6 protein-coding genes are annotated in these 13,947 nt (G+C 49.0%); all 6 read left to right on the top strand.

What is annotated here, in order from left to right; genetic code table 11:
• The first annotated feature begins 9 nt into the window (after positions 1-9).
• The 6 genes from brxC to brxL are packed head-to-tail and all read left to right on the top strand — an operon-like array spanning position 10 to position 13,891.
• Positions 10-3,588: a BREX system P-loop protein BrxC gene (gene brxC / locus Poly24_RS13225; RefSeq protein ID WP_145095869.1), complete on the top strand. Its 3,579-nt coding sequence runs from the start codon at positions 10-12 to the stop codon at positions 3,586-3,588.
• A gap of 12 nt (positions 3,589-3,600) precedes the next feature.
• Positions 3,601-5,361 carry a DUF262 domain-containing protein gene (locus Poly24_RS13220; RefSeq protein ID WP_145095866.1) on the top strand — a complete coding sequence of 587 codons (1,761 nt, stop codon included), beginning with the start codon at positions 3,601-3,603 and terminating at the stop codon, positions 5,359-5,361.
• A 2-nt stretch (positions 5,362-5,363) separates the two neighbouring features.
• Positions 5,364-8,978, top strand: coding sequence for a BREX-1 system adenine-specific DNA-methyltransferase PglX (pglX, locus tag Poly24_RS13215; RefSeq protein WP_145095862.1), 3,615 nt, complete (start codon positions 5,364-5,366; stop codon positions 8,976-8,978).
• Positions 8,979-9,006: 28 nt separating this feature from the next.
• The gene (locus Poly24_RS13210) at positions 9,007-9,225 is read left to right on the top strand and encodes a hypothetical protein (protein WP_145095859.1); all 219 of its coding nucleotides are present in this window, start codon (positions 9,007-9,009) and stop codon (positions 9,223-9,225) included.
• A 9-nt stretch (positions 9,226-9,234) separates the two neighbouring features.
• On the top strand, positions 9,235-11,850 hold the full coding sequence (gene pglZ, locus Poly24_RS13205; RefSeq protein WP_145095856.1) for a BREX-1 system phosphatase PglZ type A: 2,616 nt from the start codon (positions 9,235-9,237) through the stop codon (positions 11,848-11,850).
• Positions 11,834-13,891, top strand: a complete 2,058-nt coding sequence (gene brxL, locus Poly24_RS13200; protein ID WP_145095853.1) for a protease Lon-related BREX system protein BrxL — start codon at positions 11,834-11,836, stop codon at positions 13,889-13,891. The genes pglZ and brxL overlap by 17 nt, the downstream gene beginning before the upstream one ends.
• The last annotated feature ends 56 nt before the right edge of the window (positions 13,892-13,947 follow it).

The following is a 13,947-nucleotide window of genomic DNA, read 5'->3' as shown; positions in this document are numbered from 1 at the left end:
AGCATAACCATGAGAATCAGTGAACTATTCAAAAAAGAAATTGGTCGGCCCATCAATGGAGTCGTCAAAGCGGATCAATTGGATGAAGAATCCATCTGGCAAGAGCTTGATGAATTCGTAGTCACCAAGGAACTCGATGGGCACCTTCGAAAGTTCTTTGAACGCTACTGCGAAGCCATTGACACCCCCAATGATCCCAATATTTCAGGGAAGATTGGCGTTTGGGTTTCCGGCTTCTTTGGCTCCGGTAAATCGCACTTCATCAAAGTGTTGTCCCACCTGCTGGCCAACAAAGAGCATGTCCACGATGGGCAAGTGAAAAGAGCCGTTGATTTTTTCAATGATAAAATCGCCGATGCCATGATCCTTGGCGACATCAAGCGTGCGGTTGCTTCCGACACGGATGTTATCCTCTTCAACATCGACAGCAAAGCCGACAGCAGTTCTGGTCGTGATGCGATCCTTGCCGTTTTCCTCAAAGTGCTTAACGAAAAGCTGGGCTACAGCCCCGATCACGCTCACATCGCCCACATGGAGCGATATCTCGATGAGAAAGGCAAATACGACGAGTTTCAGAACATTTACAAAACGCTCACCAACACTGAATGGAAGGATGAGCGTGATGCCTATGAATTCAACCGGGATGAAGTTGTTGAGGCTCTGTCCAAAACACTTGGGCAAAGTGAAGAGTCGTGTGCCAAATGGGTTGATACTGGCGATGCCACCTTCAGCCTGACCATCGAAAACTTTGCTAAATGGACTAAGGAATATCTCGATAAATGTGGGCCAGTACACCGGGTCATCTTCTTGGTGGACGAAGTTGGGCAGTTCATTGGTTCCGATACCGCTTTGATGCTCAACCTGCAAACCATCACCGAACAGCTTGGGACAGTTTGCAATGGCCGTGCTTGGGTAGTGGTGACATCACAGGAAGATATCGATGCGGTTCTGGGGGAAATGCGAACCAGCCGTGAAAATGATTTCTCAAAGATTCAGGGCCGTTTCAAAACTCGACTTTCCCTCTCCAGTGCCAACGTCGATGAGGTCATTCAGGAACGATTGCTTCGCAAGCACGATTCTGTCCGACCTGATTTAGAAAAGCTGTACAAGGAAAAGGGAGACATCCTCAAGAACCAGCTTTCTTTCCGTGAGGTGGGGACCACATACAAGCAGTTCAAAGAGACAGACGATTTCGTCCACACTTATCCGTTTGCTCCATACCAGTTCAAGCTGCTGCAACGCATTTTTGAATCGATCCGTAAAGCTGGGGCAACGGGTCTGCACTTGGCACAAGGTGAACGGTCACTGTTGGATGCGTTTCAACATGCGGCTAAAACCATTGCTGATAAAGACGTTGGCGTTCTGGTTCCGCTCTACATGTTTTATCCGTCGATTGAAAGTTTCCTTGATACAACGATCAAGCGAACCATCGATCATGCTAAAGAAAATGATAGCCTTGAGCCATTCGACATCAATGTATTGCAGGTGCTCTTTCTGATTCGTTACGTCGATGAAATGAAGGGTAATGTGGATAACCTCGTTACCCTTTGCCTCGATCAAATCGATGCTGACAGATTGGCGATCAAAAGGAAGATTGAAGAAAGTCTTGCCCGTTTGGAGAAGGATTCACTCGTTAGTCGAAGTGGTGATCTTTATTACTTCCTGACCAATGAAGAACGTGACATCAATCAGGAAATCAAAAAGGAAATTATTTCCAGCGCTGATGAAGCGAAATTGTTGGGTGACATCATCTTCCTTGATGTTCTGAAGGATCAGAAAAAACACCGCTACTCAGCCACCAAGAAAGACATCCCTTTCAACCGTGTTTGTGACCAGCATCCAATTGGTCGCAGTACCGAAGGGGCCATGACCTACGCCGTGGTCAGTCCACTGGATGATGATTTTGGTTCCTACAGCGATCAAAAGTGCATCCTGTCCAGCAGCAGCGATAATGGCAAAGCTCTTGTCAGGCTGGAGGATAAGGAAGCTCTTGGCCGTGAACTGAAGACTTATCTTCGTACCGACAAATACCTGAAAACCAAAGACGATAGCACTTCCGCCCCAACGACACGCCGTATTCACAAGGATCTGGCTGCGGAGAATCAACAGCGGCGTAATCTGCTGGCCAACATGCTCAGTGACATGCTAGTGGAGGCAGGCTATTTTGTGGCAGGTGAGAAACTGGATATTAGCGCCAGTGGCCCCATCACGGCCATGGAAGAGGCTCTTGAATACCTGATCGAGAATACGTTCACCAAGCTCAGCTACCTGAAATGCTTGAACGATAATCCGACCAAGGAAATGACGGCGATCCTGAAGAGTGATGATACTGCCCAGCAGACTCTTCAAATGGATCTGCCTGAAAACAACCCACAGGCATTGGAGGAAGTACGCCGTTACATCGATCTGGCTTACGGTCGAGATCGAGAGATCGTCATGTACGACCTTTGTTATGGTCGGTTTTCTGATCGTCCCTACGGCTGGCCAGAAATGGAAACGGCCATCCTGCTGGTTCGATTGTATGCAGCCGGTGAGATCCTCTTTATGCGTGGTGGAGACGCCATCAAGCATGATGACCTTCCTTCATCGCTAACCGATCCGAAAAACTGGCGAAAGATCACCATTGTTCAAAAGGTGACTGCTAAGCCAGAGGTTGTGAAGAAGGCCCGTGAACTTGGGAAAGATGTTTTCCACGAAATGGGACCGGAAACCGAAGATGGACTTTTCGCTTTTCTTCGCAAGAAACTGGAGCATCAACGGTCATGCCTTGGTCGTTACGCCGAACTTGCTGCCGATGGACGTTACCCCGGCAAAGAAACGATCAGCGACTCTTTGTCGATCATCAAATCTCTGCTGATGGTGGATGAAAGCAACAAGTTCTTGGAGCGGTTTAACGAGAACAAGGATGGGCTTCTACAGCTTTCAGATGACTTCCACGATCTGGAACATTTTTATGAAAGCCAGAAGCCAACTTGGGACAAGATGCTCAAGGCCGAACAGCAGTTTAGCCTCAATCAAAGTCAGCTATCACAGGACGATGACGCCAAGAAGGCATTGGATCGGATCAAGGCTATTCGAACTGCTGCGGAACCTTATGGCATGATCCATGAGGTCGATCCATTGATCACGGTGATTCAAAAGGTCAACGACAAACTGGTCAGTGAGCAAAGGGCCAATTCCCTCCAAGTGATCGAATCACAAATTGAAGCGATCAAGTCTGAACTCAAAGTAGCGGGTGACGATCCTGCCTTAACTTCGTCGTGTTTGAAACCGCTGGAGTCACTCAAGAGCCAAGTGACCGGGCAAACCAGTTTGGCGCACATCACTCAGGCTGAAACTGATGCCGTCAACCTGAAGGATTCGGCCATCGGAAAGGTCGGACAATATCTGGCTAAGAAAGCGGAAGAGACCAAGGGTGACGATCCTGAACCACCGCCCAAGTTCAAAAAGCCCAAAGTTGTTCAACCAAAGACGCTGATCACGAAGAGTTACTTGGAATCACAAGCAGATATCGATGAGTTCCTTTCTGCGCTGCGGAAAGAACTTGAGGCAGCCATCAGCAACGACGAACGAATTGAGATCAGGTAGGGCAATCAGAATATGTATAAACCCGGTGGAACCATCAAAGAGACTCTCGAATCGATTCAGCAAAACAAATTTGTTTTGCCTGCAATCCAGCGTGAGTTCGTTTGGAAACCTGAGCAGATAGCTCGCCTGTTTGACAGTCTCATGCAGGGATATCCGTTCGGAACCTTTCTCTACTGGAAGGTCGATAAGTCGAACAGCAGCAAATACAAATTTTACAGTTTTGTTTGCAACTACCATGAACGAGACGCACCACACTGCCCCCAATTGCCAGTTTTTTACGATACCGACTTAACTGCGGTGCTTGATGGTCAACAGAGACTCACCGCACTCAACATTGGCCTTTGCGGTTCAATGGCATGGAAACTTCCCGGAAAGTGGAAGAACAACCCCAATGCCTATCCACTTCGTCACCTTTATCTTGATCTGCTTGCGAAGCATGGAGATGTTGATGACGCCGGTGAAAAATATCGGTTTGAGTTTCTAACCGAAGAAAGAGCAACTGCGGATAAACCGGAAGAATGCTGGTTCAAGGTCAGCGAGATCCTTGGGATGCAGAGTGGACCCTCGATGCTCCTTTGGCTTAACGAACGGCTTCCGCAGGAGAAAACCAATCAAGCATTCACGACCCTCGATCAGCTTTTTCAGGTAATTCACAACAAGAACCTTCTTTCGTACTACGAAGAGGCCAGCCAAGACTTAGAGAAAGTGCTCAACATTTTCATCCGCATGAATAGCGGTGGCACGGTCCTCTCGTACTCTGACCTATTGTTATCAATTGCAGTGGCTCAGTGGACGGGAGATGCCCGTAAAGAAATTCACACACTGGTTGATGAACTCAACAATACCGGCGATGGATTCACTTTAACAAAAGATCTTGTCCTGAAAGCGGGATTGATGCTTGCCGACATCGGAAGCGTCGGTTTCAAGGTAGAGAACTTTAATCGTGAAAATATGGAGATCCTTGAACAGCGTTGGCCCGAGGTGAAGAAGTCTCTGAAGGTTGCGGTGCAACTTTTGGCAAGTTTCGGCTTTACGGAGAAGACGCTACGAGCCGACAGTGCCTTGCTACCCATCGCTTACTACATTAACCATCGAAAGCTCGACACCAAGTACTTAACCCAAAGCAAGTTCAAAGAGGATCGAGAGTCGATTCACAAATGGCTTATTCGGAGTCTGCTAAAGGCGTCAGGGATTTGGGGCAGCGGACTCGACACCCTGCTTACGGCCCTTAGAGAGACAATTACTACTCACGGCGATGAAGAGTTCCCAGTTGGCAAGCTGCAAGAAGTTATGGCCAAGCGGGGCAAATCACTTCAATTTGGTGAAGAAGAGATCGACGAACTGGTTGAGATGCAGTACGGCGATAAACGGATGTTTGCCCTGCTGTCACTTCTTTTCCCTTTTGTGGACGTAACCAATCACCATTTCCATGTCGATCATGTTTTCCCCAAGTCTCGATTCACAAAGCCACGCTTGAAGAAAGCTGGAGTTACCGAAGCCGATTGGGACGAATTCAAAGAGATGGCCAACAGCCTTCCCAATCTCCAGTTATTGGAGGGTGGTGAAAACATCGAGAAACAAGCTGCCATGCCTGCACTGTGGATGAGTGACACGCTCACTGCCACACAGCGAACAAATTATTGTGACAACCATCTTCTAGGAACCGTGCCCGAAATTTTGGTGGACTTTCGTGAGTTCTACGACTCACGAGCCGCAGCACTTCGGCAACGAATCATCAGTCTGATTGGCGTGGCAAAGGAAGAGGCAGAATAACGATGGAAACGAAACACCTGAAGAAGTACGCTCCTGAAGCCCGTCGTGAGTTCATCACTGCCGTAAAGAATAAAGCGGCGGTGTATGGGCTATTGCCGAAGCAAATTCTTCCGATGAAGGAAGAGGGTGATGTCGTCATCATTGGGGATCGTCCATTCCCAAGGTCGGTTGCCAAACAGCGGAAAGAACTGGAGGACCGGATTAAGCGGGATGGCTTCCAACAGTTCATCGAAGCAGTTGCCTACACATGGTTCAACCGGTTTGTTGCCATTCGTTACATGGAGCTTCACGGTTATCTTGACCATGGCTATCGGGTGCTCAGCCATCCTGAAGGAAAATCTGCTCCAGAGATTCTGGAGAATGCGGAACGGATCGAATTGCCCGGTTTGAACCGTGATTCGGTCGTGGATCTGAAGCTGGATGGTGGCAAAGACGAGCAGCTTTATCAGATGTTGCTGCTGGCCCAGTGTAATGCGCTGCACAAGGCAATGCCTTTTTTGTTTGAATCGATCAAGGACGGCACTGAACTTCTTCTGCCTGACAACCTGCTGCATACCGATTCGTTGGTGCGAACACTGGTAAATGATATTCCCGAGGAGCAATGGGAAAACGTCGAGATCATTGGCTGGCTTTATCAGTTCTACATCTCAGAAAAGAAAGATGAAGTAATCGGCAAGGTGGTCAAGAGCGAGGATATTCCCGCCGCCACTCAATTGTTTACCCCGAACTGGATCGTCAAATACCTCGTCCAAAATAGTCTGGGTCGCAAATGGATTGCAACCTACCCCGACTCGCCGCTCAAGCAGCAGATGGAGTTTTACATCGAGCCTGCGGAACAAACACCGGAGGTTCGACAGCAGCTTGATGAAATTACACCTGACAGCCTGAATCCAGAAGATCTGACCCTTCTCGATCCGGCTTGTGGATCGGGCCACATCCTTGTTGAAGCATACGATTTGTTCAAAGCGATTTACGAAGAGCGTGGCTACCGTGCCCGTGACATTCCTAAGCTGATCCTCACAAAGAATCTATTCGGGTTGGAAATCGATGGCCGTGCAGCGCAGCTTGCGTCGTTCGCACTAATGATGAAGGCTCGTACGGATGACAGTCGGGCTTTTGGCCGAGATTTCCAGCCGAACGTGGTCATGATACAGGACAGCACGGACCTTGATGCGAAAGAGATTACAGAGGCGTTGAACCAACCGGTCCTCAAGGACCAGCAGCCGCCGAGCGGCGAATTGTTCGAGGAAATTGCAGACGACAAGTCACCACTCTTCAGCAAAAAACATTTGGGCGTTGAAGGGAATGTTTCGCAGACGGATATAGCCTGCCTTATCGATGTGTTCAAATTCGGAACGACGTATGGCTCGCTAATCAGAGTTCCACAGGAACTGGCGTCACAACTAACTGACCTTGATGAAAGGATTCAAGAGGTAGCATCACATGGTGGAATGTTTGAACGAGCGACGGCGAACACCCTCAGCCCATTCTTAAAGATGGCCCGGATTCTATCATCGTCACACGATTTTGTAGCGGCAAATCCACCATACATGGGTGGGAAAGGCATGGCACCATCGCTCAAGGCTTTCGCCAAGGTCGAGTACCCACGATGTCGCCCAGACTTATATGCAATGTTTGTCGAGCGGGCGCATGAAATGTGCAGCCCTAAGGGGCATGTCGGATACATCACCATGCACTCTTGGATGTTCTTGCCATCTTTTCAGCAGTTCCGAGAGACGTTCTTACATCGTGCGACATTGACTACGATGGCTCATCTAGGAGCGAGAGCTTTTAGTTCGATCTCTGGTGAAGTTGTTCAGACGACGGCATTCAGTTTTATACCAACTGCAATACCGCAGTACCGCCCTAGCTTCGTGGATGCGACCGATGGCGACGAAGACAGCAAGGTCACGTCACTTATTGGTCGGTCACACCTATGCTCTCATTTAATGCAGCATGATTTCGACAAAATTCCCGGCACCCCCGTTGCCTACTGGGTGAATGATTCTGTTGTCGAATCATTTAACTTTCAGCGACTTAAGACACTTGCGCAAATACGGGCGGGGATTGGCACATCAGACAACGAAAGATTTCTCCGATATTGGCACGAAGTCGAGTTCGACGAGATTGGATTTGGCTGCGACTCTATCGAGGATTCGATCTCCTCAAACAAAACTTGGTTTCCGTACACCAAGGGTGGTCGATCTCGGAAGTGGTTTGGGAACAACGAATTCGTCGTGAAATGGCGTAACGACGGTGAAGAGATCAAGCACGCAGTTGTAAATAATCCCTCTGATCCAAATACGACGCACTGGTCACGCCGCATTTTTAATACCGAGTATTTTTTCCTTCCTTCGTTGACGTGGAGCGACATTGGTGGCGGAGAACTGTCAGTTCGGTGGAACGACAGTGGATATATTCATGATGCCGTCGGCGTTGGTGCTTACGGAATTACGCCCGATAGACAAAAGTTACTCGTTCTTGGAATACTCAATTCTCGCATATCCGCACTCTACACGGACATTCTATGTCCAACATTGCATTTTAAAGCGGGGCAGATGGGTGAAATCCCCATCATCGAACCGGATGTGGACTTGTCTGCTTCCATTCGTAAATGCGTTGAAATTTCCCGAGACGACTGGAACTCAAGCGAAGCCTCGTGGGGGTTTCGTCGTTCGCCACTAGTTCATGGCCACTCAACCACGCTCGCAAGCAATTATCAGGAGTGGGTAGTATCGCAAAATGCGTTGATATCACTGCTCGTAGAGCTTGAGACCGCTCAGAACGAGGCGATAATTGAGAGCTATGGTGCGACTGACTTAGCCAACTCCACAGTCGAGCGTGATGACATCACGCTAAAAAATCCTGATCGAGGAGTGGACATGAGCGAGTTTGTGTCCTATGCAGTCGGCTGCATGATGGGCCGCTACAGTCTCGACGAACCGGGACTAATTTATGCTCAAAGCGGCAACGAGGGTTTCGACTCAGGCAAATACAAAACGCTTCCCGCCGATGAAGACGGGATCGTCCCAATCAGCGACACCGCATGGTTTCCTGATGATGCCGCCAAACGACTTGAGGAATTCATCAAAGTTGCTTGGCCGAAGGAGCACCTCGAAGAGAACCTGACGTTCGTGGCCGAAAGCCTTGATCGAAAGAAAGGTGAGACTTCAAGAGAGTGCATTCGCCGCTACTTCGCCACAGGCTTCTTCAAGCATCACTTGTCGATGTACAAGAAGCGGCCCATCTACTGGCTCTTCTCCAGCGGCAAACAACGTGCGTTCCAGTGCCTTGTTTATCTTCACCGGTATAACGCTGGCACACTGTCACGAATGCGAACGGAATATGTCGTTCCACTTCAGGGAAAAATGAACGCTCGAATCGAGCAACTGGAAAGCGATATACCTGCTGCTGGAAGCACAAGTCATCGCAAAAAGCTGGAGAAAGAACGAGACACGCTCATCAAGCAGCGTGAGGAACTCCAGACCTTCGACGAAAAACTTCGTCACTACGCAGACCAACGCATCGAACTCGACCTCGATGACGGCGTAAAAGTCAACTATGGCAAGTTCGGCGATCTATTGGCGGAAGTGAAAGCGATCACGGGGAAGAAGTGAGAATCAGGACTGCGAGGTTATCGAAAATATGGCAAAGAACAATACCAGAAAAGAACCTGACGTAGGGCGACAATTCCAGCATCGCTACATGGGAGATGTCTACACCTTAACCGTCGTTAAAACCGATAGCGGCATTGGCTATGAGCTTCTTGGCGAGGTTTATCGGTCCCCTACGGCTGCGGCAAAGGCACTTGTGGGCAAAGACCAATCAACGAATGGCCGAAAATTCTGGCACATTGACGACTAGAGAATCAATATGGACACCAAACAACTCACCGACGCCTTAACGAAAATCTTTGTCGAAGATCAGTCACGGGTCGTTTTTTGGAACGATCCCCAACAAGAGTTTGATCGGGTCGTTGAAACTCTGGATCTCGATGGCGTCAATGTCGTCAGATTGGATCAGGCTGGTGGTCTGGAAACCAAACTTCGTATTGAACGTGACGAACCTCAATCCAAGTTCCTTCTTTATGCTCCCACTGAAGAACCTGAGTTTGAAGATGATATCCTCCTTGACGTGAGGCTCTACAGCCGCAGTTTCAGGGCAGATAAGTCGTCGATCATTCTTGACGACTTGGGACTGGCACGACAACACCTCCGCAGTCACTTAAACCAACGTCGCAAGTTCTTCGACAACAAAGATCGACTCTCCAAGCTCAAACAACTCGTCAATGCCGATGATAATGAGTTGGACTTGGACCGAAAAATGTTGACTGTTGTAACCAAAGCGGATCAGCCAGAACTGTTCAACATTGTAAGGACACTTTTCCATTCCATGACCGAACAGGAAGAGGTGGATTTGGAGATGCCGCCGCCAGTTTGGACCCAGATTGAAAAATTCGATCTCGATGGTTCATTTTGGAAAATGGTCTCAACAGCCTTTGGATACGACGATGAGAATCCGACTCTCCAAAAATTATTGATGCGGTTGTTATTCTCTGATTTTGCTCACCAACTTGGCATCAACGTGCCTCCTGCAATCCAAAAATTGCAATTGAGCCGTAGCGGCACCCACAATGCTGTGGTTTGCCTTGCTCAATGGCGAGACAGTGCCAAACACGCCCACAGTTACAATGTCCTGTCGGATGCAATTGCCAACCAAACGAACATCGACGAACAACTTAAGGGTTTGGAGCCTGAAAAACTGGCTGATGCAGTCACGTTCCGAAATGTGGACCGTGCGATTCTGTTGGGGTTATTGGAACGAGTTACCTCCACCAAAGACCACATCCAAGCTGAGGCCATTCGTGAGATCGTAGGTCGCCGTCAGGACGAACACTGGATTGCATCCCTTTCGATCCCTGAACAGCAGCGGAAGGCCCGTCACGCTGCCTACGAAGCCATTGCTGTGTCCGCTGAGTTCTTCGATCTCAGGAATCAACATTCGGATGGTTTTGACGGTTCTTCACCTGAAGAGATGTACAACCTCTACACCGAAGAGCTTTACAAGTTCGATCAACTTTATCGCCACTTCTGCCACAACGCCGATGTGGCTGAGTCCCAAGCATGGGACATCCTGAAATCACTTCGCCAAGAAGTGGAAGCCGCTTATAAAAATTGGTTCTTGGTTCAGCTTGCTCTCAAATGGGGCAAGTTTGTTGGCAATGGTTTGCTGAACAAATGGGAGATCCCCAACGTCCCCAACCAATACCGGTTTTACGATAAACATGTTGGTTCACGCCAACGTGAAGCTGAGAACCGCAGATCCTTTGTCGTCATCAGTGATGCTTTCCGTTACGAAGCTGCTACAGAACTCGCCAAAGTTTTGAATGGCGAATACCGATTCCAAGCGGAACTCTCGACACAGCTATCCGTTTTGCCGTCCTACACAGCTTTGGGAATGGCAGCACTGCTTCCGCATAAAAAACTTGAGTACACCGACAAGGGTGATGTCCTTGCTGATGGAATCTCCACTTCAGGCAGCGAAAACCGCAACCAGATTCTTTCCAAGGTTGAGGGAATGGCCGTTCAGGCTGACAAGCTGTTGGCGATGAAGAAAGAGGAAGGTCGCCAATTGGTTGAAGGGTCCAAGGTTGTCTACGTTTACCACAACGAGATCGACACTCGTGGAGAAAACCCTGCAACCGAAGCCGACACCTTCCAAGCCACTCAGGAAGCCATCCGTGAACTGGCTGATATCGTTCGTTACATCATCAACAACCTCAACGGCAATTATGTTGTTGTAACCGCTGATCACGGATTCCTGTTTACCGAATCATCCCCCGGTGAAACGGACAAGAGCAAACTGGCTGAGAAACCAACGGGAACTGTCAAAGCCAAGAAACGATACCTGATTGGCTACAATCTCCCTGACTACGAAGACGCTTGGCGAGGCAAGACAGAAATCACGGCCAAGTGCGATGGGGGCATGGAATTCTGGATTCCCAAAGGTTCCAATCGATTCCACTTTACCGGTGGCGCTCGTTTCATTCATGGTGGAGCGATGCCACAGGAAATTGTCGTTCCGGTGATCACGGTCAGGCAGGCCAAGAGCAAGAAGGCTCTTGAGAAGACCAAGACCAAGCAGGTGTCATTCTCCGTGTTGGGTAGTAATCACAAGATCACGACCCACACCCATCGATTCAAACTGATCCAGATGGAACCGGTGAGTGAACGTGCCAAGGCAGTGACCGTAAAGATCGCCATTTACGATGGGGATGAGCCAGTTTCGAACATCGAAACCGTGACGTTCTCCAGTACGTCAACGAACCTTGATGATCGCCAGCAGTCAGTGATGCTGACCCTGAAGGATCAGCAGTTCGACAAACACAAGCGATACAAACTGTTGGTGAAAGACACCAATACCGAATTTGAAATACAAAGCCACGATGTGACCATAGATCGAGCGATTGCCGATGACTTCGACTTCTGAAAATATTGAAAATGACACGGGCCTTGATGAACTGCTAAACCAGCATTTCGCAGGCAAAGTAGTCCGCAAAGACCTGACCAAATTGGTCAAGGAAGGTGCGAATGTTCCGGTGTATGTGCTGGAATATTTGCTGGGGAACTACTGCGCCTCCAATGACCCTGCTGTCATTGAAGAGGGATTGGCCACTGTAAAAAAGGTTTTGGCCGACAACTATGTCCGTCCTGATGAAGCAGAAAAGGTAAAGTCCACGATCCGTGAACGTGGCAGCCTCAAGATCATCGATAAAGTCACAGTCTCTCTCAATGAGAAGCGTGACGTTTATGAAGCCCTGTTGTCCAATCTGGGGACCAAGGGAGTTGAGATCCCAACCGGTACTGTCAAGAAATACGAAAAGCTCTTGGCTGGTGGGATCTGGTCGATCATCACGATGCGGTATTACTTCGAAGAGGGGCAGAAAGGATCTCCCTTTACAATCGAAGAACTTAAACCCATCCAGATGCCCAACATGGACATGGGTGAGTTGTTTGCCGGAAGAAGATATTTCACACAAGAACAGTGGATCGATGTTCTGCTTCGGTCCTGTGGTTATGAACCGACTCAATTTGAAGAGCGGGTGAAGTGGCACATTCTTTGCCGCATGATTCCACTTGTTGAAAATAATTATAACGTCTGCGAACTTGGCCCAAGGGGAACCGGCAAGAGCCACATTTACAAAGAAATTAGCCCCAACAGCATTTTAATTTCCGGTGGCCAGACAACAGTTGCAAATCTGTTTTACAACATGGCTCGCCGTCAGGTTGGTCTTGTTGGCCTATGGGACTGTGTGGCCTTTGACGAAGTGGCCGGGATCTCCTTCAAGGACAAAGATGGCGTCCAGATCATGAAGGATTACATGGCATCGGGCTCATTTGCCCGTGGCCGTGATTCCGTCAACGCTTACGCCTCCATGGTGTTTGTTGGGAACATCAACCAGCCTGTTGATACTTTGGTGAAGACTAGCCACCTGCTGGCACCTTTCCCTGAAACGATGATCGATTCAGCTTTCTTTGATCGCTTCCATGGCTACATCCCCGGCTGGGAGATCCCCAAGATGCGGCCAGAGTTCTTTACGAACCAATACGGCCTCATTGTGGACTACTTTGCCGAATGGGTCCGTGAGATGCGTAAGCGGAACTTTGGCGATGCCATCAACAAATATTTCCGTTTGGGTCGGGATCTCAATCAGCGTGATACCATCGCCGTCAAGCACACGGTGTCTGGCTTGCTGAAATTACTGCACCCCAACGAAGAGTACGACAAGGAAGCTGTTCGCAAGTGTCTTGACTACGCTCTTGAAGTCCGCCGTCGAGTTAAAGAACAACTCAAGAAAATCGGTGGGATGGAGTTTTACGATGTTCACTTCAGCTACATCGACTTAGAAACCTCCGAAGAGAAGTTCATTTCAGTTAAGGAGCAAGGTGGTGGTTCTCTCATTCCCGATGGTCCATTGAACCCCGGAGTCCTCCACACCGTGGCCACCGGTGGAAATGATTCTCACTTGGGTCTGTACCGATTGGAAACACAGGTGACATCCGGTAACGGTTCATTGAAGATGTCGGGCCTTGGGTCCAACATGAAAGCAAAAGAAGCCATCAAAGTTGGTTTTGATTATTTCAAAGCCAACGCCAGCGGGGTGAGTGCCTCGGTGAAAGTCGGTGATCACGATTATCACCTCCATATTGTTGAACTCCACAATACAGGCCCAACCACGGCGATGACGTTAACCACGTTCATTGCCCTTTGTTCTGCCGTCCTTGGCAAACCACTCCAGAGCCAACTGGTTGTACTGGGAAGCATGAGTCTTGGTGGCAACATCATCCCCGTCGAGAACCTCGCTGAATCTCTTCAGGTGGCTCATGACGCTGGTGCCAAAAAGGTTTTGCTTCCCATGGCAAGTGTGTCAGACATTCCCACGATCCCCGGCGAATTGTTCGCAAAATTTCAAACCAGCTTTTATTCCGATCCAAAGGATGCGGCGTTCAAGGCTTTGGGGGTTCAGTAGACACGACGTTACCAAAAGTCATAACAAGATTAGCGTCATGCTTGGGTCTCCCAACT

The organism is Rosistilla carotiformis (genome assembly GCF_007753095.1).
GTDB classification, from domain to species: domain Bacteria; phylum Planctomycetota; class Planctomycetia; order Pirellulales; family Pirellulaceae; genus Rosistilla; species Rosistilla carotiformis.
The sequence above is the reverse complement of the archived record's forward strand: the minus strand, read 5'-3'. Positions and strand labels throughout refer to the sequence as shown.